The 24,293-nt window shown below is 67.7% G+C and carries 25 protein-coding genes; 11 read left to right on the top strand and 14 right to left on the bottom strand.

Annotated elements, in window-relative coordinates:
- Positions 1–52: 52 nt before the first annotated feature.
- On the top strand, positions 53–1,285 hold the full coding sequence (locus EV580_RS25515; RefSeq protein ID WP_133694723.1) for a lytic transglycosylase domain-containing protein: 1,233 nt from the start codon (positions 53–55) through the stop codon (positions 1,283–1,285).
- Positions 1,286–1,321: 36 nt separating this feature from the next.
- Positions 1,322–2,464, top strand: coding sequence for an Mrp/NBP35 family ATP-binding protein (locus EV580_RS25510; RefSeq protein WP_133694721.1), 1,143 nt, complete (start codon positions 1,322–1,324; stop codon positions 2,462–2,464).
- A gap of 62 nt (positions 2,465–2,526) precedes the next feature.
- On the opposite strand, the gene tatB is transcribed toward EV580_RS25510, so the two are convergent.
- The 4 genes from tatB to sigE form a co-directional block, all read right to left on the bottom strand.
- A complete protein-coding gene (tatB, locus tag EV580_RS25505) occupies positions 2,527–2,943 on the bottom strand; it encodes a Sec-independent protein translocase protein TatB (RefSeq protein WP_133694719.1) in 417 nt (138 codons plus the stop codon).
- A gap of 4 nt (positions 2,944–2,947) precedes the next feature.
- The gene (gene htrA, locus EV580_RS25500; RefSeq protein WP_133694718.1) at positions 2,948–4,447 is read right to left on the bottom strand and encodes a serine protease HtrA; all 1,500 of its coding nucleotides are present in this window, start codon (positions 4,445–4,447) and stop codon (positions 2,948–2,950) included.
- 79 nt (positions 4,448–4,526) lie between these two features.
- Positions 4,527–4,931 carry an anti-sigma E factor RseA gene (rseA, locus tag EV580_RS25495; protein WP_133694716.1) on the bottom strand — a complete coding sequence of 135 codons (405 nt, stop codon included), beginning with the start codon at positions 4,929–4,931 and terminating at the stop codon, positions 4,527–4,529.
- 115 nt (positions 4,932–5,046) lie between these two features.
- Complete coding sequence (sigE, locus tag EV580_RS25490) at positions 5,047–5,820, bottom strand: RNA polymerase sigma factor SigE (protein ID WP_133694715.1); 774 nt, start codon at positions 5,818–5,820, stop codon at positions 5,047–5,049.
- 246 nt (positions 5,821–6,066) lie between these two features.
- Between sigE and EV580_RS25485 the strand changes: the two genes are divergently transcribed.
- Positions 6,067–6,735: an O-methyltransferase gene (locus EV580_RS25485; protein ID WP_133694713.1), complete on the top strand. Its 669-nt coding sequence runs from the start codon at positions 6,067–6,069 to the stop codon at positions 6,733–6,735.
- A 6-nt stretch (positions 6,736–6,741) separates the two neighbouring features.
- On the opposite strand, the gene EV580_RS25480 is transcribed toward EV580_RS25485, so the two are convergent.
- Complete coding sequence (locus EV580_RS25480) at positions 6,742–7,650, bottom strand: LysR family transcriptional regulator (protein WP_133694711.1); 909 nt, start codon at positions 7,648–7,650, stop codon at positions 6,742–6,744.
- Positions 7,651–7,946: 296 nt separating this feature from the next.
- On the opposite strand from EV580_RS25480, the gene EV580_RS25475 reads away from it, so the two are divergent.
- From EV580_RS25475 to EV580_RS25450, 6 genes are all read left to right on the top strand, one after another.
- Positions 7,947–8,387 carry a hypothetical protein gene (locus EV580_RS25475; protein WP_133694709.1) on the top strand — a complete coding sequence of 147 codons (441 nt, stop codon included), beginning with the start codon at positions 7,947–7,949 and terminating at the stop codon, positions 8,385–8,387.
- Between the two features lie 73 nt (positions 8,388–8,460).
- Positions 8,461–9,138 carry a TetR/AcrR family transcriptional regulator gene (locus EV580_RS25470; RefSeq protein WP_133694708.1) on the top strand — a complete coding sequence of 226 codons (678 nt, stop codon included), beginning with the start codon at positions 8,461–8,463 and terminating at the stop codon, positions 9,136–9,138.
- On the top strand, positions 9,104–10,027 hold the full coding sequence (locus tag EV580_RS25465; RefSeq protein ID WP_166654883.1) for an ABC transporter ATP-binding protein: 924 nt from the start codon (positions 9,104–9,106) through the stop codon (positions 10,025–10,027). Before EV580_RS25470 ends, EV580_RS25465 begins: the two co-directional genes overlap by 35 nt.
- Positions 10,024–11,613: an ABC transporter permease gene (locus EV580_RS25460; RefSeq protein ID WP_133694706.1), complete on the top strand. Its 1,590-nt coding sequence runs from the start codon at positions 10,024–10,026 to the stop codon at positions 11,611–11,613. The genes EV580_RS25465 and EV580_RS25460 overlap by 4 nt, the downstream gene beginning before the upstream one ends.
- A 7-nt stretch (positions 11,614–11,620) precedes the next feature.
- Positions 11,621–12,295 carry a methyltransferase family protein gene (locus tag EV580_RS25455; protein ID WP_133694705.1) on the top strand — a complete coding sequence of 225 codons (675 nt, stop codon included), beginning with the start codon at positions 11,621–11,623 and terminating at the stop codon, positions 12,293–12,295.
- A gap of 24 nt (positions 12,296–12,319) precedes the next feature.
- Positions 12,320–12,910: a DUF4126 domain-containing protein gene (locus EV580_RS25450; protein ID WP_133694703.1), complete on the top strand. Its 591-nt coding sequence runs from the start codon at positions 12,320–12,322 to the stop codon at positions 12,908–12,910.
- Here EV580_RS25450 and glgC read toward each other — a convergent pair.
- Positions 12,907–14,121, bottom strand: a complete 1,215-nt coding sequence (gene glgC / locus EV580_RS25445; RefSeq protein WP_133694702.1) for a glucose-1-phosphate adenylyltransferase — start codon at positions 14,119–14,121, stop codon at positions 12,907–12,909. The two genes, EV580_RS25450 and glgC, sit on opposite strands and share 4 nt — an antisense overlap.
- Positions 14,122–14,273: 152 nt before the next feature.
- On the opposite strand from glgC, the gene glgA reads away from it, so the two are divergent.
- On the top strand, positions 14,274–15,437 hold the full coding sequence (glgA, locus tag EV580_RS25440; protein WP_133694700.1) for a glycogen synthase: 1,164 nt from the start codon (positions 14,274–14,276) through the stop codon (positions 15,435–15,437).
- A 69-nt stretch (positions 15,438–15,506) separates the two neighbouring features.
- On the opposite strand, the gene EV580_RS25435 is transcribed toward glgA, so the two are convergent.
- The 7 genes from EV580_RS25435 to log all read right to left on the bottom strand — a co-directional run bounded on the left by EV580_RS25435 (position 15,507) and on the right by log (position 21,085).
- On the bottom strand, positions 15,507–15,674 hold the full coding sequence (locus EV580_RS25435; RefSeq protein ID WP_005059648.1) for a DUF3117 domain-containing protein: 168 nt from the start codon (positions 15,672–15,674) through the stop codon (positions 15,507–15,509).
- 127 nt (positions 15,675–15,801) lie between these two features.
- Positions 15,802–16,374 (bottom strand): DNA-3-methyladenine glycosylase I, encoded by a 573-nt coding sequence (locus EV580_RS25430; RefSeq protein ID WP_133694699.1) that lies wholly within the window; start codon positions 16,372–16,374, stop codon positions 15,802–15,804.
- The gene (locus EV580_RS25425; RefSeq protein WP_133694697.1) at positions 16,371–16,721 is read right to left on the bottom strand and encodes a DivIVA domain-containing protein; all 351 of its coding nucleotides are present in this window, start codon (positions 16,719–16,721) and stop codon (positions 16,371–16,373) included. The genes EV580_RS25430 and EV580_RS25425 overlap by 4 nt, the downstream gene beginning before the upstream one ends.
- Positions 16,722–16,773: 52 nt before the next feature.
- Positions 16,774–17,709 carry a glucosyl-3-phosphoglycerate synthase gene (locus EV580_RS25420; protein WP_133694696.1) on the bottom strand — a complete coding sequence of 312 codons (936 nt, stop codon included), beginning with the start codon at positions 17,707–17,709 and terminating at the stop codon, positions 16,774–16,776.
- Positions 17,706–18,530, bottom strand: a complete 825-nt coding sequence (gene folP, locus EV580_RS25415) for a dihydropteroate synthase (RefSeq protein WP_221220570.1) — start codon at positions 18,528–18,530, stop codon at positions 17,706–17,708. Before folP ends, EV580_RS25420 begins: the two co-directional genes overlap by 4 nt.
- 141 nt (positions 18,531–18,671) lie before the next feature.
- Complete coding sequence (fadD6, locus tag EV580_RS25410; RefSeq protein ID WP_133694692.1) at positions 18,672–20,459, bottom strand: long-chain-acyl-CoA synthetase FadD6; 1,788 nt, start codon at positions 20,457–20,459, stop codon at positions 18,672–18,674.
- Between the two features lie 56 nt (positions 20,460–20,515).
- The gene (gene log / locus EV580_RS25405) at positions 20,516–21,085 is read right to left on the bottom strand and encodes a cytokinin riboside 5'-monophosphate phosphoribohydrolase (RefSeq protein ID WP_133694690.1); all 570 of its coding nucleotides are present in this window, start codon (positions 21,083–21,085) and stop codon (positions 20,516–20,518) included.
- Between the two features lie 71 nt (positions 21,086–21,156).
- Here log and EV580_RS25400 point away from each other — a divergent pair, with 71 nt between their 5' ends.
- A complete protein-coding gene (locus EV580_RS25400) occupies positions 21,157–23,220 on the top strand; it encodes an AAA family ATPase (protein WP_133694689.1) in 2,064 nt (687 codons plus the stop codon).
- Here the strand turns inward: EV580_RS25400 and dapE are convergent.
- Positions 23,205–24,269, bottom strand: coding sequence for a succinyl-diaminopimelate desuccinylase (gene dapE, locus EV580_RS25395; RefSeq protein WP_133694687.1), 1,065 nt, complete (start codon positions 24,267–24,269; stop codon positions 23,205–23,207). The genes EV580_RS25400 and dapE overlap by 16 nt on opposite strands.
- Positions 24,270–24,293: the final 24 nt, after the last annotated feature.

Here is a 24,293-nt window from a genome sequence, read left to right as displayed (position 1 = left end):
GTATGTATGGTGACTTGGTTCACAGGCGCAGGCTTTTGTTGAGGACGGACGAGTGGGCATAGGACACCGCGTCACCGGGTTGGTGCGGAAACCTGCGTTCGGAATTGCTGTACTCACTCCTGTCGTGCTCGCCGGCGCCGTCGGTGCCGCCCCCCAATTTCCGCACCCGCCGGTCGTCGGCACCGAAGTCACCCCGCTGGCCGCGGTCTCCCCGCAGACCGACACCTCGGGTGCGACCGTCGTCGCGCTTTCCAAGCAGCCCACCAACTTTCACTTCGCCGCCGCGGCGACGCCGTCTGTCCCGCCGCCGGCCATCGTGGTCAGCTCACCGGGGTCCATGCGGATCCCCTCGGTGGCGCTGGCCGCATACCGCAACGCCGAGCAGGCGATGGCCTCCACCGCACCGGGCTGCGGGCTGAGCTGGAACCTGTTGGCCGGCATCGGCCGCATCGAGTCCGGGCACGCCAACGGCGGCGCCACCGATGCGCGCGGCACCGCGATCAACCCGATCTACGGCCCGACGCTCGACGGCAGCCTGTCGGGCAATGAGGTCATCGTGCAGACCGTCCAGGCCGGGCGGCCCGTCTACGCCCGGGCGATGGGACCCATGCAGTTCCTGCCGGGCACCTGGTCGCGCTACGCCGCCGACGGCGACGGCGACGGCAAGGCCGATCCGCAGAACGTGTACGACGCGGCGCTGGCCGCGGCCCGCTACCTCTGCAGCGGTGGACTGAACCTGCGCAACCAGTCGCAGGTGCTGACCGCGATCCTGCGCTACAACAACTCGATGGCCTACGCCCAGAACGTGCTGGGCTGGGCCGCCGCCTACGCCACCGGCGTGGAACCGCTCAACCTGCCGCCGATCGTCGGGCCGGTGCCGGCGATGGGCGATGCGCACCTGGAGAACCCCGAGGGTCTGGGCCCGGGCCTGCCGCTCAACGCGATCGGCCTGCCGTCCACCGATCCGCTGACGCAGATTCCGCTGATCAACCTCGGCAACTCCGAGACCGCCGGATCGCTGGCCCTGGGCCCCCTGCCCGGACCGGCGAACGCGCTTCCCGGACTGCCCTGCCAGGTGATCTGCCTGGGTACGCAGGCACCGCCGCCGGTGACGGCCGACGCTGCGCCGGAAGCTCCGGCGCCCTGGCCGCCGCCGTGGCAGCCGCCGTGGGCGATGCCGCCCCCACCGCCGCCGGCTGAGCCCGCCCCGGAGTTGATCGCTCCGGCGGTTGCGCCTGCGCCGCTGCCCGCCGTGCACGGCGCGCTGCCCGGGCCTGCCGCCTAGTTCACCCTTGCGAGGCGCCGCCTAGACTCGGCGCTGATGTCCGAGAAGAACGAGCTGCAAACCCAGGTCCGCATCGCGCTGGGCAAGGTGATCGATCCTGAGCTGCGCAAGCCCATCACCGAGCTCAACATGGTCAAGAGCATCGCTGTCGGCGACGACAGCGCCGTACACGTCGAGATCTACCTGACCACCTCCGCGTGTCCGAAGAAGACCGAGATCAGCGAGCGGGTGACCCAGGCCGTCGCCGACGTGCCCGGCACCGGCGCGGTGACCGTCGCGCTGGACGTGATGAGCGACGAGCAGCGCACCGAACTGCGCAAGCAGCTGCGCGGTGACGCGGCCGAACCGGTGATCCCCTTCGCCCAGCCCGGTTCGCTGACCCGGGTGTACGCCGTCGCCTCCGGCAAGGGCGGGGTCGGCAAGTCCAGCGTGACGGTGAACCTGGCCGCCGCGCTGGCGGCCCGCGGCCTGTCGGTCGGGGTGCTCGACGCCGACATCTACGGCCACTCGGTGCCCAGGATGATGGGCACCGACGACCGGCCCACGCAGGTCGAGTCGATGATCGTGCCGCCGATCGCCCACGACGTGAAGGTCATCTCGATCGCCCAGTTCACTCAGGGCAATGCGCCGGTGGTGTGGCGTGGGCCGATGCTGCACCGCGCGCTGCAGCAGTTCCTGGCCGATGTGTACTGGGGCGACCTCGACCTGCTGCTGCTGGACCTGCCGCCGGGTACCGGCGATGTGGCGATCTCGGTGGCGCAGCTGATTCCCGGCGCGGAGATCCTGGTGGTGACGACCCCGCAGCTGGCGGCGGCCGAGGTGGCCGAGCGGGCCGGCGCGATCGCGCTGCAGACCCGGCAGCGGATCGTCGGCGTCGTGGAGAACATGTCCGGACTGCTGATGCCCGACGGCACGACGATGCAGATCTTCGGTGAGGGCGGCGGCCGTCAGGTCTCGGAGAGCCTCAGCCGATCGGTCGGCGCGGATGTGCCTCTGCTGGGCCAGGTTCCGCTGGATCCGGCGTTGGTCGCCGCGGGTGATTCCGGGGTGCCGCTGGTGCTGTCGGCGCCGGATTCGGCGGCAGGCAAAGAGCTGCGCGGGATCGCCGACAAGCTGGCGGCGCGGCGGCGCGGGCTGGCCGGGATGTCGCTGGGCCTGGACACCACCCGACACCTCTGATCACCGGTTTCGGCGCGAAAACCGCCGCTGAGCGAACGAAAACGCGCCGAAATCGCTAGTGGCTAGGTGGCGTCGGCGTCGTAGGGTGCCGGCGTACCGGGCGGCAGCGGCTCAGGCTTGGTCAACGAAGGCGGGGCCGGCTGCGGCGGCGGAGCGCTGTGCGGCTTCTCCTTGTTCTCCGGCGACTGGAACGCCTCGTTGAGCCACGAGTCGTCGCCGTCGAGCAGGTGTTTGGTCAGCGCTGCCCGTGGTGTCATCCCCCGCAGCTTCTGCAGCTCGCTGAGCGGCTGGCGGAAGTCCTCGAACTCAGGTCCCAGATCGTCGCGCAGCTGGCTGGTGGCTCCGCTGATGTAGTCGCGGGCCTGCCGCAGCGAATTGGATGTCCACCGGATGGCGCCCGGCAGTCGTTCCGGGCCGAGGATCACCAACCCGATGACGACCAGCAGGAGCATTTCGCCCCACCCGACGTTGGCGAACATCGCGTCAGTTGTCCGGCGCGGGGTTCACCGTCAGCGTCACCTTGCGGCCGTCGCGGATGACCTCGATGGGGGCGTCCTGCCCGATTTTGAGCTGCCGGATCGCGACCGCGAATTCGTCGGCGTCGGCCACCGTGCGGTTACCGACCTTGACGACGATGTCGTTCTCCAGGATGCCGGCCTTCTCGGCGGGGCTGCCGGCCTTCACGTTGGCCACCTGGGCACCCTGCGCGAGGTCGTTGCTGACCGAGCGAGCCGAGAGCCCGAGCGTCGGGTGCGAGACCTTGCCGTCCTTGATCAGCGCCTCGACGGTCTCCTTGACCTCGTTGACCGGGATCGCGAAGCCGAGACCACTTGCGCTGTCGGACAACGACTTTCCGGCGGTGTTGATACCGATCACTTCGGAGTTCATGTTGATCAGCGGACCACCGGAGTTCCCGTGGTTGATCGAGGCGTCGGTCTGGATGGCATCGATCACGGTGTCGGTGTCCGAGCCCTCACCGGACAGCGGGATCGGGCGGTGCAGCGCGCTGATGATGCCGTGGGTGACGGTACTGCGCAGACCCAGCGGGGCGCCGGCGGCGATCACCTCGTCCCCGACGTGCACCTTGTCGGAATCGCCGAACCGCGCGACGGTGAGGTTGTTGACGTTGTCCACCTTGAGCACGGCCAGATCGGTCTTCGGATCGCGACCGACGAGGTTGGCCGGCACCGACTTGCCGTCGTTGAACACCACCGAGATCTTGAACTTGCTCGGGTTGTTGGCGGCGTCGGAGATGACGTGGTTGTTGGTGACGATGTAGCCGCGGCCGTCGACGACGACGCCGGAGCCCTGGGCACCCTCGTCGTCGCTGACCGCCTCGATCGTGACGACGGAGTCGGCCACCGACGCGGCGACCTTGGCGAACCGGCCGGGCGGAACCTCACCGGTGCTGTTGGTGGCCAGCGAGACCTTGGACGTGGTGAAGGCCTCGACGACCTCGGCCGTCTTGCGCCCCACCCAGCCGCCGGCGAAACCGATCAGCAGCGCGATGATGCCCAGCACGGCCAGCGAGACGTAGGACACCCGCCCGCCGAAGAGCACCTCGCGCAGGCCGAGCTTGCCGGTCGGCGCGGCCACCACGACGGGTGCGGCCTGCTGCATCGCCGGCGTCCCCAGTCCGGCGGCAGCGCCCGGATCCCGCCACGGATCGTCGGGCTCGTCCGAATCGTCATTCTGGGCGTCGAGCGCCCCGGCGTCGGCCGGGTGGCGCTGCAGTGAATCACCGACCGAGCCGGGCGGCCTGCCGAAGGCCTCGCCGAGCACGGGATCCGGCGGACGATCCTTGGGCTGAAATTCGACTTCGCCGCGGAACTTGGCCGGGCGCAGCTCCTCGGCGACGAACGAGCCGTCGACACCGTTCGGGCGACCGAAAGCACGGGTGGCGGCCGGGTCGACCGCGGGCCGCGACACGGGACGCGGAGCCAGGCGGGGGCTGCTGCCCGAGTTGTCCTGATTGGGGCTCAAGTTCAACCTCTATCCAAGCGCTCAGCCGTGAGCGCGCGCGATGGGACCGAGCACGAAGCAGCTCGACTTCTCATCCACCCTACCGGCGCTTACGCCGGTCGCGGTCTGAGCCGTCAGCTAACTGATCGGCGAGTCCCGGCGAGGGGCCGACAGGCTCGTCCGGCGCCGACTGCGGGATCTGCGACAACAGCCCCAACAGGCTGCTCGGCATGCTGATCGGCATCGAGTCACGCAGCGCCGTGCGGGCCTGGGTCTGACCCTCGACCTCGGCGGCGCACTCCGCGCACAGCGACAAATGATGTGCCGCGCGCAGGTGGGCGTTCATCCGCAATTCGCCGTCGACGTAGGCGGCGATCGCCTCGGAGGACAGGTGTTCGGTCGAGCCGAACTGGCGGGGTGCACCGACGGGGGCGTCACTTTGAGAGGCGAACTGAGAGGGCAGCCAAGAGAATGCTCGACGGAACATGTGTCCACGGTCGACCATCGCTGCGCTCCTCTCGGTCGCGTTAATTTTCCGCGCCGCTAGGTCGAATGTAGCGCGCGCAGCGCCATACGACAGAACATGACGACTACTTTGTCCGGTCCCCGGACAGAGCGGACTACGCCGATTCGGCGATGAAGTCAGCAATTCCCCGCTGGCCGGAGTGGGCCGCGAGGTAGTCGCGCAAGGCCTGCCGGCCACGGTGAATGCGACTGCGCACGGTCCCCAGCTTGACGCCCAGCGTCGCGCCGATCTCCTCGTAGGACAGACCCTCGATGTCGCACAGGACCACTGCCGCACGGAATTCGGGCGCCAGTGAATCCAGGGCGGCCTGCAAGTCCGCGCCCAGCCGCGAGTCGTGATAGATCTGCTCGGGGTTGGGCTCGTCGGCCGGCACCCGGTCATAGTCCTCGGGCAGCGCCTCCATGCGAATGCGGCCGCGACGACGGACCATGTCGAGGAACAAGTTCGTGGTGATGCGGTGCAGCCAGCCTTCGAACGTGCCGGGCTGGTAGTTCTGCACGGAGCGGAACACCCTGATGAAGGTCTCCTGGGTGAGGTCCTCGGCGTCCTGCTGGTTACCCGACAGGCGGTAGGCCAGGCGATAGACCCGGTCGGCGTGCTGACGCACCAGCTCGTCCCAGGACGGCATGGCCGTCCGGTCGCCGGTCGCGTCGAACACCGCGGTGCCCTGCAGCTCCTCGGACGGTTCGACCCAGTCGGTGTCGCCATACTGCTCGGCGTGCGACATGTGGGCGGGAGCCATCAATTGGGTGGTCGTCGGATCCTCCTGATCGATCTGCGCTGACGGCTGGCTGCCGCCGGACGCATCAAGTGACACAACACGAGCGCGTTCTGGCACATTCCCCGACCAGCGTGGCCCTTGTTCCATGCCCGCTACCGTTCCCCAAACCTGTGTGGGGCTGATTTGAGCTAACTAAGGTTTGACTAAGAAATACTTTCGTTATCATTTCGTGCCCTGATCTGAGGCTTCGCGCGCGGCGCGTCGGGCTTGACGGGCGACGATCCGCGCGCCGCACCGGTCCAACCCCCGGGTCGCTGCGCTCCTGCCCGCCGAGCCCCGGACACCGGGCGCGCCTGCCCACCCGGTGATCCGGTTGGCTCTACGCTGCTGAGAATGGCCACTACCGAGGACCAATCAGGCCAACCGGAGGCCAGCCGTGCCGACCGGATCCTCGCCCACGCCGAGGGTTCGATCTCCGAGGACGCCATCGTCGCGGCCGCCAGGGAGCGGGCCGTGGACGCGGGCGCCGGGGCTGTCACGCCGGCGGTCGGGGCGCTGCTCAGCGTGCTGGCGCGACTGTCGGGCGGCAAAGCGGTCGTCGAGGTCGGCACCGGCGCGGGTGTCAGCGGGCTGTGGCTGTTGTCGGGCATGCGCGAAGACGGCGTCCTGACCACGATCGACATCGAGCCCGAGCACCAGCGCACCGCCAAACAGGCGTTCAACGAGGCCGGAATCGGGCCATCGCGCACGCGGCTGATCGCCGGGCGGGCCCAGGAAGTCCTCACCCGGCTCGCCGACGAGTCCTATGACTTGGTGTTTCTCGACGCGGCGCCCTCCGACCAGGCTGATTTCGTGGTCGAGGGCATACGACTGTTGCGTCCCGGCGGCGTGATCGTCGTGCACCGCTCGGCGCTGGGTGGTCGCGCCGGGGATCCGGCGGCCAACGACGCCGAGGTGACGGCGGTGCGGGAAGCTGCCCGGCTGATCGCCGAGGACGAGCGACTCACCCCGGTCCTGATTCCACTGGGCGACGGGATTCTGGTCGCCGCCCGCGACTTCTGAATCGCGCTACGCCACACCTTTGTGCGGGATCATCCCCGGCGAACCCATGATGATCTCGGCGAGGCGCGCGGTCGCCCGGCTGAGCTCGCTCGCCGGCCGCGACGCCAGATACACCTGCCAGGTCACCGGCGTAGCCAGGTCGATCTTGCGTAGATGCGACATGTGCCGCGCTTCACTGCGGGGCATCACCGCACTCCCCGCTCCGCGCGCGATGAGTTCGGCCATCTCGGGAAGACCCAGCGTCAGCTCGTGATGGCAGGGCGTCTCGAGCCCAACCGTGTGAAAGGCGTCATCGATCACACTGCGCAGACCGAATCCCGGCGGAAAACCGACGAGGGTTTCCTGCGCCAGATCGCTGATCTCGACGACGTTGCGGCCGGCCAACGAATGGTCGGGACGGCAGACGAACGCGAGTGGATCCTCGAACAACAGGTTCATCTCGAGCTGCTGCGGGAAGCGCTGAGGTGCCGAGATCAGAGCCAAATCCAGTGAGCCGTCGATCAGGGCCGGCAGGTAGGCCCATGAGCCGGTGGTGGACAGGTGGGAGCGAAGACGAACCCGCGGGTTCTCCTCGACGAAGTCACCCAGCGCCTTGACGTAGTCCAGCGGGCCGAACGACAGCAGCACCCCGAGGTTGACAGTGCCGGAGATGCTCGTGTTCAGCTCGAGCATCGAATCCTTGGCAGTTTGAGCCGCGCGTAAGACCTCGGCGGCTCGATCCCGGAACTCCGCGCCGGCAGCCGTCAGTTTGATGCGCTGACGGCTCCGATCAAACAATTGCACGCCGAGTTCGTGTTCAAGTTTGCTGATACTCGTCGACAGTGCAGATTGCACGACGTTCGCCCGGTCGGCGGCGCGAGAGAAACTCATCTCACCAGCGACAACCATGAAGTATTCGAGCTGGCGAAGTTCCACCCCGAGAACTTATCAGATGATTCTCTCAGCTGCTGATTATTAGCTGTGTGCTCAACTAGTGGAATTCCAGCAAACTTTTTATCGGGCAATTCATCGCGTCGATGAATGGGTGCGATCTAAAGCCGAGATGTCATCGCAATCAAGAATGACCGTTATCGAAATTTTTCATTGGACATGCAATAACCTCGCTGCTTACATGGTCAGCACCACCCCAAAGGTGATGTGTGGCAATGAGATTGCAGGAATGTTTCGGAGCGGCCAGAAGAGGCTACAAAGGCTGATCGAAGGGGGGAGTCATGGATCCGCAACTCAGCACCGTTATGGTCGCGGTATTGATCGCGCCCTTCATCCTCTTCGGAATTGCGGCACTCGGTGCCGACCTCTCGCAAAGTCGACGTGACCGCCGAGAGCGCGTCATCGCGAGCTGGGGAGAGCTGCGTATCACCGAGAGCTTTCTGATCGTGGGCTACCACCGGAACGCTCAGCGAATTCCACTGGCCGGCCTGACCGTCCGCGTCACCGAAACCGGCTCCCCTGCCGACGGACCGGGCGGGCATCGGGTCCACGTGACCGTCGCAGGCGCCGGCGCTGAGAGCGTCCAGCAGAGCCAGCCGCACTCCGTCGGCTCCCTGACCGGGGCCCGGATGTTCGAGATCCTGTTCAACCGGACCGCTCCGGCACCCGTCGCGCCGGTCGCGGCTGCCGTCGAGGCGCCCGCCGTGCGCTGGGCCGCCTGACCGTACTCCCCCTCTGGGCTTTACCGGAGTCGATGCTTGACGTTTGATTGAACGCGTGTTTAGCATTCTAAACATGCGTTCAACCGACCTGACGACAGCCGCGAGGATCCGCGACGCCGCCATCGAGCAGTTCGGTGCACACGGGTTCAGCGTCGGGGTCCGCGCGATCGCCGAGGCCGCAGGCGTCAGTCCCGGGCTGGTCATCCACCATTTCGGCTCCAAGGACGGCTTGCGTCAGGCGTGTGACGACTTCATCGCCGAAGAGGTTCGCAGCGAGAAGTCCGAGACCATCCGCTCCACCGACCCGGCCACCTGGCTGGCCGCCGCGGCCGAAATCGAGTCGTTCGCGCCGATGATGGCCTACCTGGTGCGCAGCATGCAGGCCGGCGGAGAGCTCGCCAAGAATCTCTGGCGCACGATGTTCGCCAATGTCGAGAGCTACCTCGACGAAGGCGTTCAGGCCGGCACCGTGCGACCCAGCCGCGACCCGGCCGCCCGGGCCCGATACCTGGGCATGGCCGGCGGCGGCGCGTTCCTGCTCTACCTCCAGCTGCACGACAACCCGACCGACTTGCGGGCCGTCCTGCACGACTACGCCAACGAGATGATGCTGCCGGCTCTGGAGCTCTACACCGAGGGCCTGCTCACCGACTCGACGATGTTCGACAGCTTTGCCGCCCACGGCGAGATCGACACCCACCCCAAGGGAGAACCAGATGACGATGGCCTCGGCACCGACAGCGCGCACTGACACTGCCGCAGTCGAAATCCAGGGATTAGTAAAGACTTTCGGCCGCACCCGCGCCCTGGACGGGATGGACCTGACCGTCAGGGCGGGCTCGGTCGCCGGCTTCCTGGGACCAAACGGCGCCGGCAAGTCCACCACGATCCGCATTCTGCTGGGGCTACTGCGCGCCGACGGCGGGACCGTGCGACTCCTCGGTGGTGATCCGTGGCACGACGCCGTGGCGCTGCACCGGCGGATCGCCTACGTGCCCGGCGATGTGACGTTGTGGCCGAACCTGACCGGCGGGCAGGTTATCGACTTTCTCTGCGGGCTGCGCGGCGGGGCCGACCCGCGGCGCCGAGACTGGCTGATCGAGCGGTTCGAACTGGATCCCCACAAGAAGGCACGCACCTACTCCAAGGGCAATCGCCAAAAGGTCGCGCTGGTCGCCGCGTTCGCCACAGAAGCCGACATCTACATTCTCGACGAACCCACCTCAGGTCTCGATCCGTTGATGGAGAACGTCTTTCAACAGTGCGTGCAGGAGGTCGCCCGTCGCGGCGCCGCGGTACTGCTGTCCAGTCACGTGCTGGCCGAGGTCGAAAAGGTCTGTGACACAGTCACCATCATCCGCGCCGGGCGCACGGTTCAATCCGGTTCGCTGGCTCAGCTACAACACTTCATGCGGACCACCGTGACGGCACGCACGCACCGCGATCCCAGCGTGGTGAGCAGATGGCCGGGCGTGCACGACGCTGACCTTCGCGACGGACAGATCCGCTTCACCGTCGGCCGCGACGTCTTGGAGCCGACGATGGTGCACCTTGCCCAGTTGGGTCTGATGGATCTCACCGTGACACCGGCCTCGCTGGAAGACCTGTTCCTGCGCGAATACCGGACGCCCCAGCGATGACGACGATCGCGCCGGCATCGTCCCCGCTGACCGGCACCGTCGCGCTGGTCCGTTTCGCACTGCGCCGCGACCGGATCCGGTTGGCGGTCTGGATGTCGTCGCTCACGCTGATGATGGTCTACGCCCCCAACGCGATCAAGCTCGCCTATCCCGACGAGGCCCAGCGCCAAGCGCGGGTCAACCTGCTGAAGACGCCCGCCGGAATCATGTTGGGCGGACCCATGTTCGGCGGCAACGAGACCGACCTCGGGGTCATGATGGCCAGCGAGCTGACCCTGACGCTGATCGTCGCGACCTCGATCCTGGCCGTGCAGACCATCGTTCGGCACACCCGCGCCGAGGAGGAGAGCGGCGCCGCCGAACTGGTGCTGTCCTCGATCGTGGGCCGGCACGCCCGCACCGGCGCGGCGTTGACCGTCATGGCCCTGGTGAACGCCGTTCTGACGGTGACGATGACAATCGCCATGGCGGCCAGCGGTTTTGGCGTGATCGACACCGCGGCGATGTGTGTGGGCATCACGGCGGTGGCCACCGTCTTCGGGTCACTGGCGGCACTGTTCGCCCAACTCTGGCGACAGGCCAGGACCGTCACCGGCGCAACGCTGGCGGCGCTGGCCGCCGCGGTGCTGGTGCGCGGGGCCGGTGACGTGATCGACAACTCGGGCAGCGTCCTGAGCTGGTTCTCCCCTATCGCCTGGGCACAGCAGATGCGCCCGTTCGTGGCGCTGCGCTGGTGGCCGCTCGCTCTGCTGGTGGTGCTGGCTGCCGCACTCGTCGCGGCCGCGCTGGTCCTGGAGGCCCGCCGCCAGTACGACGACGGCGTGCTGGCCTCGTCAGGCGAGCGCACCCGGGCCCGCCCGGTCGGCGGGGTGTTCGGCTTGCAGATGGTGATCCAGCGCGGCCTGACGCTGGGCTGGGCGATCGGACTGCTGATCGCCGGGGCGGCCTTCGGATCGATGACCAAGTCACTGCTGGACGCCGCGAGCGGCAATGAGCTACTGGCCCGGGTCCTTTCGGCACAGGGCACCGACGGCGTCTACACCACGATGACGCAGTTCCTGGCCGCCGCGACGACGGCCTATGTGGTCACCGTGGTGGTGCGACTGCACCGCGACGAGGAATCCGGGATCGGCGAGGCCGTGCTGGCGGGTTCGGTGTCGCGGTGGAAGTGGCTGCTGTCGGCGGTCGGAGCGGCATTGACCGGTGCGGCGATCCTGCTGTTCTGTGCGGGCCTGGGCAACGGCCTGGGCGCAGGGCTGACGTTGGGCGAACCGCAGATCATCGTGCGGCTGACCCTGGCCGCGCTGGCATTCCTGCCCGCGATGGCCGTCATCGCCAGTGTCGCCGCGCTCGCCGTCGCGTTGCGGCACCCCGGTATCGGCTGGCTCGCAGTGACATTCGTGGTGACATCGTTGTACCTCGGCGCACTGCTGCGGTTGCCCCGTTGGCTGATCGACGCCTCGCCGGTGGGCCGCACCACTGCTCCCTCGTCGATTTCTGTTGTGACGCTTGGCGTCGTGGTCGTCATTGCCATCGCGGTCACGCTGACCGCCGGATTCCTCTATCGTCGCCGCGACGTTGTCTAGGAGAACAATGAACATGTTGCTTCGCATCGTGATCTCGTCGGTCCTCGGCATCATCGCGTTCGCAATACTGCTGTTCGTCCCTGCGGGCACCCTGAACTATTGGCAGGGTTGGGCATTGCTGGCGGTGTTCTCCGTGATGAGCTTGGCGCCGACCCTGTTCATCAACCGCATCGACCCCGCTGCCATCGAACGCCGCACCCATGCCGGCGTGAAGGCGGAGACACGCCCCGTCCAAAAGGTGGTGATCGCCGGAACATTCGTCGTGTTCGCCGCGATGCTGATCGTGCCGGCGCTGGACTACCGGTTCGGCTGGTCGCATGTCCCCGGATGGCTGTCGGTGGTCGGCGACGTGATGGTGGTCGCCGGGCTGGGCCTGGCGATGCTGGTCGTCTTCCAAAACCGTTATGCCTCAGCCAATATCACCATCGAGGAAGGCCAGCCCCTGGTCAGCACCGGACTGTACGGCATCGTGCGCCACCCGATGTACTTCGGCAATGTGGTCCTGATGATCGGGATCGCATTGGCTCTCGGCTCCTACTGGGCCCTGCTGCTTGTGCTCATCGGGCTCCTTCTCATGGCCGTCCGGATCCTCGACGAAGAGAAACTGCTGAACGCCGAACTGGACGGCTACCGGCAATACACTCAGAAAGTGCGCTACCGGTTGGTGCCGCTGATCTGGTGAGCGCGATGTGTTGAGGAGGCCCGCGTGGAGCTGATGACGGGTTTCGGCCTGGCCACCGCCGCGGGACTCAACGCGTACATCCCACTGCTGGCGATGGGACTGCTCGCCCGGTTCACCGACCTGCTCGCGCTCCCGCACGGCTGGTCGTGGCTGGAGAACGGCTGGCTGATCACCATCGTCGCGGTTCTGCTTGCGGTCGAGATCGTCGCCGACAAGATCCCGGCACTGGACTCCGTCAACGATGTGGTGCAGACGTTCGTCCGTCCGACGGCCGGTGGCATCGTGTTCGGTTCCGGCACAGCGGCCCAGACCGCCGCGGTCACCGACCCCGGGGAATTCGCCCGCAGCGGTCAGTGGGTGCCGATCGCGATCGGCGTCGTCACGGCATTGGTCGTCCACCTGACGAAGACGACGGTGCGGCCCGCGGCCAACGTCGCTACCGCCGGAGTCGCGGCGCCGGTACTGAGCACTCTCGAGGACATCGCCAGCGCCGCTCTGGTGTTCATCGCGATCCTGATCCCCGCGCTGGTTCTGCTGGTGCTGATCGCGCTGGCATGGGCGGCGGTCGCCTTGTGGCGCCGCCGACGGCGGCGCAACGCCGCGCCTGAAACCTAGATCCAGACGCCCTTACCGACGGCGACCACACCGCCCGCGCTGAGCGCGAACCGTTCCCGGTCCTTCTCCAGGTCGACGCCGACCATCTCGCCGGGGCCGACCACGACGTTCTTGTCGAGGATCGCGTGCCGGACCACCGCGCCGCGGCCCACCCGCACCCCGGGCATCAGCACGCTGCCTTCGACGATCGCGCCGTCCTCGATGACGACATTGCTCGACAGCACCGAATTGCGAACCGACGCTGCGGAGATGATGCTGCCGGCACCGACCACCGACTCCTGCGCGGAGCCGCCGTTGACGAACTTGGCCGGGGCCAGGTTCTCCGACTCGCCGCGGATCGGCCAGCGCTTGTTGTAGAGGTTGAACACCGGATGAACCGACACCAGATCCATGTGCGCGTCGTAGAACGCGTCCAGCGTTCCGACATCGCGCCAGTAGCCATGATCACGTTCGGTGGCACCGGGCACTTCGTTGTTGCTGAAGTCGTAGACCGCGGCCATGCCGTCGGAGACCAGCCGCGGGATGATGTCGCCGCCCATGTCGTGGTCGGAGTTGTCGTCGTCGGCGTCGGCGCGGATGGCGTCGATCAGCACCTTGGTGGTGAAGATGTAATTGCCCATCGACACGAACGTGGCATCCGGATCATCAGGTGTGCCCGGCGGGTCGGCGGGCTTTTCCACGAACTCACGGATGCGGCCGGACTCGTCGGCGTCGATGCAGCCGAACGCGTGCGCCTCGGCCCGCGGCACCCGGATACCCGCGACCGTGGCGCCCGCGCCGCTCTCGATGTGGAACTTGACCATCTGCTCGGGATCCATCCGGTACACGTGGTCGGCGCCGAAAACCACGATGTAGTCCGGATCCTCGTCGTAGATCAGGTTCAGCGACTGGTAGATCGCGTCGGCCGAGCCCGTGTACCAGCGCGGGCCGAGGCGCTGCTGGGCGGGGACCGGCGTGATGTATTCGCCGGCGAGACCGCTCAGTCGCCAGTTCTGCGAGATGTGCCGGTCGAGTGAATGCGACTTGTACTGAGTGAGCACACAGATCCGCAAGTACCGAGCGTTGACCAGATTCGACAACACGAAATCGATCAGCCGGTACGCGCCGCCGAAGGGAACCGCCGGCTTCGCCCGGTCCGCGGTCAGCGGATACAGTCGCTTGCCCTCTCCGCCGGCCAGGACAATGCCCAGCACATGTGGCAATTCCCTCATGCTGCAAACCTAATGGCACGGGCTACAGACGGCTAGGCCATCACGACTATTGCAGGTCGCTGTGTCGCGGCAGCAACGACTTTGGCGTTGCGCGCAACAACCTTTGGCCCACAATGATGCGCCGCCGGGCCGGTGCCACTACCGTCGGGCCTATGCGGGTGGCGATGATGACTCGGGAGTATCCACCCGAGGTTTACGGCGGGGCGGGCGTGCATGTGACGGAGCTCGTCGCACAGTTGCGCCGCCTCTGCGAGGTCGATGTGCACTGCATGGGTGCGCCGCGCGCGGGGGCGTTCGTCCACCAGCCCGACCCGGCGCTCAAGGGCGCCAACCCGGCGCTGTCGACACTGTCGGCCGATCTGGTGATGGCCAACGCCGCGGCCGAGGCGACGGTGGTGCACTCCCACACCTGGTACACCGGCATGGCCGGTCACCTCGCCGCACTGCTGTACGGCGTGCCGCATGTGCTGACCGCCCACTCCCTCGAACCGTTGCGGCCGTGGAAGGCCGAACAGCTCGGCGGCGGCTACCGGGTGTCGTTGTGGGTGGAACGCACCGCCGTCGAAGCAGCCGACGCGGTGATCGCGGTCAGTTCGGGCATGCGCGAGGACGTGCTGTCCGTCTATCCGGCTCTGGACCCCAACCGCGTGCACGTGGTGAAGAACGGAATCGACACCAGCGTCTGGTATCCGGCACCCCCGGAACGCGGCGAATCAGTGCTCGCCGAACTCGGTGTGGACCCGTCACGGCCCATGGTGGCGTTCGTCGGCCGCATCACCCGGCAAAAAGGCGTGCCGCACCTGATCGCCGCCGCGCATCGCTTCGATCCGGAGGTTCAGCTGGTGCTGTGCGCCGGGGCGCCGGACACCCCGGAGATCGCGGCCGAGGTCAGCGCGGCGGTGCAGGAGCTGGCGAATGCCCGCAGCGGCGTGTTCTGGGTGCAGGAATTCCTGCCGATCGGCAAGATTCGGGAAATCCTCTCGGCGGCAACCGCTTTCATCTGTCCATCGGTCTACGAACCGCTGGGGATCGTGAACCTGGAGGCGATGGCGTGTGGGACCGCCGTGGTGGCCTCCGATGTCGGCGGCATCCCCGAGGTGGTCGACGAGGGTGTGACGGGAACGCTGGTGCACTACGAGGCGACGGATCCGGCGGGCTTCGAGGCCAGGCTGGCTGAAGCTGTCAACGCCCTGGTGGGCGAGCCGGACAAGGCTCGTCGCTTCGGGGCCGCCGGACGGCAACGCTGTATCGACGAGTTCTCCTGGGCACACATCGCCGAGCAGACGTTGGAGATTTACCGCAAGGTGTCGGCTTAACCCGACGCCAACGGACGACCGGCAGGGAGAAACCCCGCGTGCCCACGCGGGGTTTCGTAGGTGGATCAGTTAGCTGGTGACGTTCTTGAGTTCGTCGCCAAGGGCGGCGGCCTCGTCGGGTGTCAACTCGACGACGAGCCGTCCACCGCCCTCCAGCGGTACCCGCATCACGATGCCGCGCCCCTCCTTGGTTGCTTCCAGCGGACCGTCACCGGTCCGGGGCTTCATCGCCGCCATCGAGTGCTCCCTCCAGATTCGAGCCGGCCCGTCTTCACGGGCAGTGAACTGCTTGTATTCGATTCTATTGTTCCTTATCGGCGGGCATGGGTGTGAAAGGCCCAATTCAGGGCCCTGGATTTTGGCCTCAGACGGCCGCGGGCGTGGGAACCCAACAGGTCGCGAGGTGGTCGTCGACCATGCCCGTGGCCTGCATCAGCGCATAGGCCGTGGTGGGCCCGACGAACCGGAATCCGCGCTTTTTGAGGTCTTTGGCCATGGCCTGGGATTCCGGGGTGATGGCGGGGACGTCAGCCAGGGTTTTGGGCCGTGGCCGCGGGGGCGGCGCGTAGGACCACAGCAGATCGGACAGATCGACGTCCAGGTCCGCGACGGCCCTGGCGTTGGCGATGGTGGCTTCGATCTTGGCGCGGTTACGCACGATCCCCTCGTCGGCCATCAGCCGGGCGATGTCACGATCGGTGTACCGGGCGATCTTCTCCAGGTCGAACCCCTCGAACGCCTTCCGAAAGTTGTCCCGTTTCCGCAGGATGATCAGCCAGGACAGGCCGCTCTGGAATGCCTCGAGGCTCATCCGCTCGAACAGGGCCACCTGGCCGCGCAGAACCTGGCCCCACTCCTGATCGTGGTAGTCGCGGTAGAGCTGTGATTGTCCGTACGCCCAGTCGCAGCGGGTGCGGCCGTCGTCGTCTGCGCTCACGTGGGTTCCTCGTCGGCGCCGACAGCGGCGTGGTGGGTGACTTCCGGCTCGTCGAGGCCGGCGGCGGCACGCACAGCGGACAGTTCACCGCGCAGCTGGTCCAGCTCGGCGCCGAGACGGTCCAACACCCAGTCCACCTCGCTGGTCTTGTAGCCGCGCAACACCTGGGTGAACTTGACGGCGTCGACATCCTCGCCGGTGACCCCGGAGGCAGGCAGGACGGTGGCCGTCGTCGCGCGGGGCAGCGGCGGGAGCTGCTCACCGCGCCCGAATATCAGGCTGGCGACTCCGAACAGGACGACGCCGATCAGGATCAGTACCGCCAGGTACAGCAGGATCAATGTCACGTCACCGATATTGCCCTAACCGGCCGACATCGTCGCCGCCGAAGCGCGGAACTCAGCGCAGGGTGTTCATCGGCGGCCGGTCGGCCAGCGAGACGTTCGTGGTCCGCGGCAGATACCCGTCGTGGCCGTCGGGCAGGAACTGGGTCAGCCCGATGCCGGAGTCGGTGATGCCACACCGCGACAGCAGGGTGGCGATGACCTGTCGGCTCATCGCGCCCAGCTCGATCAGCGGACGGTTGCGGTGGCTGCGCACACCCAGGTTGACCTGGGCGATCGCCCCGAGACCGAGCCGGTCGTAGGTGTCGACCAGCAGGCCGATCTCCACGCCGTAGCCCGGCGCGAACGGCACCGATGTCAGCAGCTCGCGGGTGCCGGCGTACTCGCCGCCCAGCGGCTGCAGCACACAGCCCAGTTCGGGACGCAGCGCGGCCAGCAGCGGGCGGGCGACCAGCTCGGTGACCCGGCCACCGCCGTTGGCGTCCTCCCCCTTGCCGACCTTGAGCGGGCGCCGGTAGAAACCCTTGACCAGGTGGATGCCGTCGCCGGTCAGCAGCGGGCCGACCAGCCGCGGCACGAACATCGGATCGGGATCGATCAGGTCGGAGTCGACGAAGACGATGATGTCGCCGCTGGTGGCGGCCAGTGAGCGCCACAGCACCTCGCCCTTCCCGGGCTGGGGCTCGACCTCGGGGACGGCCTGTTCGCGGGTGACCACCCGGGCGCCTGCGGCGATGGCTTCGATCTCGGTGTCGTCGGTGGACCCCGAATCCAGCACGATCAGCTCGTCGACCAGGTTCCCGAGCAGCGGACGGACGCTGTCGACCACCGAGCCGACCGTCTCCTCCTCGTTGAGCGCAGGCAGGACGACGGAGATGGTGCGGCCGCGTTTGGCGGCGATCAACTCGCTGACGGTCCAGGTCGGCCGGCTCCAGCTGTGGTCAGACAGCCAGGTGTCACCGGGAAGTGTGTCGTTGGCGAGTTCGGTCATGCCAGGCCCCTCACCGTCCGCGCCGGCGGACGCTCCCCACGGATCGACGCGACCATTTCCAGTACGCGCCGAGTGGGTCCCACCTCATGCACTCGGAACATCCGAGCTCCGTCGGCGGCGGCCAGTGCGGTCGCTGCCAGCGTGCCCTCGAGACGTTGAGTGAGCTCCACACCCAAAGTCTCCCCGACGAAATCTTTGTTGCTGAGTGCCATCAGGACGGGCCATCCGGTCTTAACAAGATCTTTTACGTGGCGCAACAAAGTAAGACCGTGATAAGTATTTTTGCCGAAATCGTGGGTCGGATCGATCAGGATCGCGTCCTTGGCGACCCCGATTTTCACGGCCCGTTCGGCGGCGGCGGTGACCTCGGCGATGACGTCGTCGACCACACCGGTCACAGTGGTCCCGTAGTTGACCCGAAAGGGGCGGGTCCGCGGCTGGGCGCCACCGGTGTGCGAGCACACCAGTCCCGCCCCGAATTCGGCCGCGACCTCGGGTAATGCCGGGTCGGCACCGGCCCAGGTGTCGTTGATCAGGTCGGCTCCGGCCGCGCACGCCTGTTTGGCCACCGAAGACCGCCAGGTGTCCACGCTGATCAGCTGGTCGGGGTATTCGGCGCGCAGCCATTCGATGAACGGCACCACGCGGGCGATCTCCTCGTCGGCGTCGACCAGGACGCCCGGTCCAGCTTTCACTCCCCCGACGTCGACCACATCGGCCCCGTCGGCGACGACGCGGTGGGCGGCGTCCTTTGCTGCCTCATCGGTGAAGGTCGCGCCGCGGTCGTAGAACGAGTCGGGCGTGCGGTTCACGATCGCCATGATCAGCGCGCGATCACCGGCCACCGGCCGTCCGCAGAACGTCGACTTCACCCCACCATGGTGCCTGGTGACGCCGAGATCGACGAAATGGTGCGCTCCACTCGCACTTCTTGTGCGAAATGTCGGTTTGGGCGTAAGGGGCTATTTGGGCCTAGCGCCGGCGGCGACTTCCTTGGGGTAGTCGTCGTAGAACTCGACGTAGCCCTCGTCCTTGCCGGCCAGCACGTACAGCGGGTCCTCGATCTTTTCGTCATCGCTGCCGTAGCCCTGCTTGCGCAGGTCGACCTTGCGGCTCTTGAACGTCGACGTGGTTTCCAGCGACTCGACGATCCGGATGAACAGCGGCACCGCGTAACTGGGCAGACTGCTGTACGCCGTCTTGGCCAGCGCCTTGCCGTCGAACTCGGCACCCTCACGCAGCTTGATCGCCGCCATGCCGGCCCGCCCGCCCGTGTCGGGCACCTCGACACCGAACACCGTCGACTCCTCGACGTTCTGGTCCTGACCGAGCGCGCCTTCCACCTGGGTGGTGGCGACGTTCTCGCCCTTCCAGCGGAAGGTGTCGCCGAGCCGGTCGGAGAACGCGGCGTGGCCCATGCCCTGCGGGTTCATCACGTCGCCGGTGTTGAACCACACGTCGCCTTCTTTGAAGACGTTGCGTACCAACTTCTTCTCGCTGGCTTCCTTGTCGGTGTAGCCGTCGAAGGGCGACAGCTTGTTCACCGGGCTGATCAACAAGCCGGGCTGGCCGGGCGGCACCCGGCGGGCACGGCCGTTCTCGTCGCGAGCCGGCTCGCCGGTCTCGGCGTCGTACTCGACATAGGCCAGCGGCGTCGGGCTGATACCCGTGCTCTTGGGGATGTTGAAGATGTTGATGAACGCGGTGTTGCCCTCGCTGGCCGCGTAGAACTCGGCGACCCGGCCGATGTTGAACCGGCGGGTGAACTCGTCCCAGATCTCCGGGCGCAGCCCGTTGCCGGCGATGACGCGGATCTTGTGCGCGCGGTCGGTGGCCTTGGCCGGCTGGTTGAGCAGATAACGGCACACCTCGCCGATGTAGATGAAAGCGGTGGCCTCCATCTGAATGACCTCGTCCCAGAACCGGGACGCCGAGAACGACTTGCCCAGCGCCAGTGTGCCGCCGGCGTTGATCACCGACGACACCGCGACCGTGAGCGCGTTGTTGTGGTACAGCGGCAGCGGGCAGTACAGGGTGTCATCGCTCTTGAGCCGAAGGCCCAGCCCGCCGAACGCCGCCAGTGCGCGCAGCCAACGGTGGTGAGTCATCACGCTGGCCTTGGGATGGCCGGTGGTGCCCGAGGTGAAGATGTAGAACGCGGTGTCCTTGGCCCGGACCTCCGACGCCGACGCCGGGTTGCCGGTGGGCTTGCCCTGTGCCTGCTCGACCAATTCCTCGACCGTCATCAACTGCTCGGTCTCGGCGCCGCTCTCCTTGATCGGGTCGATCAGGTCGGACTCGGCCACCACCACCGTCGCCTTGAGCAGACCGATGCTGTGCGACAACACATCTGAACGCTGGTGATAGTTGAGCATGCCGGCCACAGCGCCGCACTTGACGGCGGCCAGCATCATCAGCACTGCGTTGGGCGAGTTCCGCATCATGATGCCGACGACGTCGCCGCGACGAACTCCCTTGTCGGCCAACACCGCCGCGAAACGGTTCGCCGTCTCGTTGGCTTCCCGGTAGGTGATCTTCTCGTCGCCGAACCGGATGAACACCCGGTCGGCGTAGCGGGCGGCGCGGTCTTGGAACACCTTGCCGATCGAGGTCTTCGTCGTCGGCAGCGCCAGGAAACCCGTCAGCGCACCGCGCAGGATCACCGGCGCATCCATCACGACCGACGGCAACCGCGTCGCGATGTCGAGCAATCCCACCGACTTCCGCGCACCAGACTCGTCATCGGCCATTCGGCGCCTACCTCCCGTTATCTCGCCCGTCCCGCGGACAGGGTAACCCCGGGCCGCTACTGCCCGGCCGCGCAGACCGCGATCGCCGACTCGACATCGCTGACCACCACCAACCGGTCCAACGCGGCCTGCGCTACATAGCCAGTCTCGGCCAATGAGGCCAGCCAGGTGAGCAGTCCGTCATAGTGACCGGCGGGGTCCAGCAGCACCACCGGTTTTGCATGCATACCCAGGTACCCCGCGGTCCACGTTTCGAAAAGTTCCTCCAGCGTGCCGATCCCGCCGGGCAGGGCCACGAAGGCATCGCTGCGGTCCTCCATGACCTGCTTGCGCTGCCGCATGGTGTCGGTGACGATCAGCTCGTCGGCGTCGACGTCGGCCAGCTCGCGGTGCACCAGCGCCTTGGGGATCACGCCGACGGTGCGCCCGCCGTGCGAGCGGGCCCCCTCAGCCACCGCACCCATCGCCGAGACGTTGCCGCCGCCGGACACCAGCGTCCAACCGCGGTCGGCGATCGCCTCGCCGACCTGGCGCGCGAGCTCGAGCAGCTCGGGGTGTCGCGGGCCGGACGCGCAGTACACGCAGACCGCCCACTCGTCGTCGCGGTTCTCGGATCCGGGATGCACCTGGCAAACCTAACGCAGCCGATTTCTCGCTATTGCCCTGCCGGTGCACGGCCGGCAAATAAAGTCCGGCTATGCCGATTCGGTGGCCTCTCGCGCCGCGCCAGTCTCTGGACAGCGCGATCGAACTCCTCGAGGCGCACGGCGGGGTGGCCCTGCTGGGTGCCGACGGCACCGGCAAGACGACGCTGGCCGAGCAGATCGCCGACCGGCTCGGCGAGAAGAACCCGGTGCGAGTGATCGCCACCGCGACACAGGCCGCCGTCCCGTTCGGGGCGTTCGGCTCGCTGATCGAGGTCACCGAGGTCGGCAAACCGGCGGCGTTGATCCGCTCGGCGCTGGATTCCCTACTGGCCCAAGCGGACAGCACGCTGATCGTCGTCGACGACGCCCAGCTACTCGACCCACTGTCGGCAACCCTGGTCTACCAGCTGGCGCGCCACTCACCGGGGCGGCTGGTCGTGACGGTCCGCACGGGTGGGGCATTGCCGTCGGCGGTGGCCGCCTTGTGGGAGGACGGACTGCTGGGCCGCCTGGAGGTCGGACCGCTGGACGAGGCCGAAACCCGGGCCGTGCTTGCCGCACTGGACGAGCCGCGCGAGGACGCCTACCGGCGCACCGGCGGCAACCCGCTGGAGCTTCGAATGCTGACCCAGACCCGGTCGGCGGCAACCTCTCTGGAGGCTCTGGTCGACGCCTATCTGGCCGGGCTGCCGTCCCCGGCGCGCACGGCACTGGCCTACCTGGCGGTGCACGAGCCGCTGTCGCGAGCCGATCTGACCGCACTGGCCGGCGACGGAGCCATCGAGCAGGCCGAAACAAACGGGGCGGCAACCCTATTCGGCTCGATGGTCTACGCGGGCCATCCGCTGTTCATCGAGCGGGTGGCCAAGGCCGCCGACCCTGCCGACGCCCGCCGGCTGCGCACCGAGATCGTGACGCAACTGGCCACCCAGCCCTGCCGGGACCTCGCCGACCGGCTGGGCCGCGCGGTGCTCGCGCTGGACAGCGACGCACCCGAATCCGTCGACGACGTGGTGGCATCGGCCCAGCAGGCCCTGCGCCTCGGGGATCTGAGCGTCGCCGAGCGGCTCGCCGGTGCGGCCTTGGCACGGTCCGAACGTTTCGATGCACGATTGGCGCTGAGCTACGCGCTGGCCTGGCAGGGCCGGGGCCGCGAATCCGATTCGGTGCTGGCCGAGGTCGACCCCGAGGCGTTGAGCGAGGCCGAGGTGATGGCGTGGGCGCTACCGCGGGCGGCCAACCAGTTCTGGATGCTCTCGGAGCCCGAGCGCGCCACGGCATTCCTGCAGAACATCCGCAAACGGATCAGCACCACGGCGGACCGCCTGACTCTTGACGCCCTGTCGGCGACGTTCGCGATGAACGCCGGCAACCTGGCCCGCTCGGTCGAGATCGCCGCCGAGGTGCTGGCCGATCCGGAGGCGCAGGACATGGCGGTGGCGTGGGCGGCGAGCGCGTCGGCCCTGTGCGCGGCGCGGATGGGCCGATTCGATGAGGTGCCCGCGTTCGTCGATCGGGCACTCGGCGCCGAGCATCCGGGGCTGCTGCGGTTCACCGTGGGTCTGGCGCAGACGACGACGCTGCTGATGGCCGGCAAGGCCGAGGCAGCGCACGAAACTGCCCAGCAATTCACCGATTTCGCCGAACTGGCCCAGCCGGGCCGCTCGATCGGCGAGGTGCTGATGGCCCAGGTGCTGATCGCCCAGGGCGATCCGGCGGGCGCTTCTCGACTGCTGGGACCGGCCGCGGCAAACCTGGAGCGCACCGGCTATTCGTGGGGCCCGCTGTCGCTGATGTATCTGGCGACCGCGCTCGCCCAGCAGGGCGAGATCGCCGAATCCGCCAAGGTGCTGAGCCGCGCTGACGCCAAGCACGGCACCAAATCGGCGTTGTTCGCGCCCGAACTCGGCGTGGCGCGCGCCTGGCAGCTGTCCACGACCGCCGACACCGACGGCGCGATCGCGGCGGCCCGCGAAGCCGCCCGCGGCGCCGAGCGCAGCGGTCAGCTCGGGGTCGCGGTGTGGGCCTGGAACCAGGCCGAGCAACTGGGCGATACCCGGGCCGACGGTGAGCTGGCGAAGCTTGCCGAGGCCGGGGTTCAGGCCGTCAAGTAGCGCCGCAGGGTGTCTGCGACCGCCGTGATCTGCGCGACGGCGACGCGCTCGTCGCGTTTGTGGGCGAGGTTGGGGTCGCCGGGACCGTAGTTGACCGCCGGGATGCCCAGTGCGGCGAACCGGGCGACGTCGGTCCAGCCGTATTTGGCCCGCACCATCCCGTCGGCCGCGGACACCAGTGCCGCCGCGGCGGGGTGATGCAGCCCCGGCAGTGCGCCGGCCGCGACGTCGGTCTGTTCCAGCCGGACATCGAGGCCGTCGAACACCTGCTGGACGTGGGCCAGAGCCTGGGCCGGCGTCCGGTCGGGGGCGAACCGGAAGTTGACGGTCAGCGCGGCGGCGTCGGGGATGACGTTGCCGGCGACTCCGCCGTCGATCTTCACCGCCGAGAGTCCCTCCCGGTAGGTGCAGCCGTCGATGTCGACGATCCTGGCGTCGTAGTTCGACAACCGGTCCAGCACTGCCCCGAGTTTGTGAATCGCGTTGTCGCCCAACCAGGATCGCGCCGAATGCGCACGGGTGCCGTCGGCGGAGATGACCACTCGCAGAGTGCCCTGGCAGCCGGCCTCGATGTAGCCGCCGGAGGGTTCACCCAGGATCGCGACGTCGCCCTGCAGCCAGTCCGGCAGCTCGCGTTCGATACGGCCCAGACCGTTGGCCGAGGCTTCGATCTCCTCGCAGTCGTACATGATCAGGGTGATGTCGTGCGCGGGCTCGGCGATCGTGGCGGCCAGGTGCAAGAACACCGCGTCACCGGATTTCATGTCCGATGTGCCGCAGCCGAACAGGTGATCCCCTTCGAACCGGGACGGCACGTTGTCGGCGATCGGCACGGTGTCGAGGTGGCCGGCCAGCACCACCCGCGAGGGCAGGCCGAAGTTCGTGCGGGCCAGTACCGCGTCGCCGCTACGGACGATTTCGTAGCCGGAGGTCTGCTCACGCAGCGCGGCTTCCACCTCGTCGGCGATCCTGGCCTCGTCGCGCGACTCGCTCGGAATGTCGACGAGCGCGGCAGTCAGCGCGATCGGGTCCACTCTCAGGTCCAACACAACTTCCCAGGCTAGCGGGCCGGG

The sequence above is a fragment of the Mycobacterium sp. BK086 genome (genome assembly GCA_004362315.1).
In the GTDB taxonomy this organism is placed as follows: domain Bacteria; phylum Actinomycetota; class Actinomycetes; order Mycobacteriales; family Mycobacteriaceae; genus Mycobacterium.
Note: the sequence above shows the minus strand (reverse complement) of the source record. Positions and strands in the feature narration are given on the sequence as shown.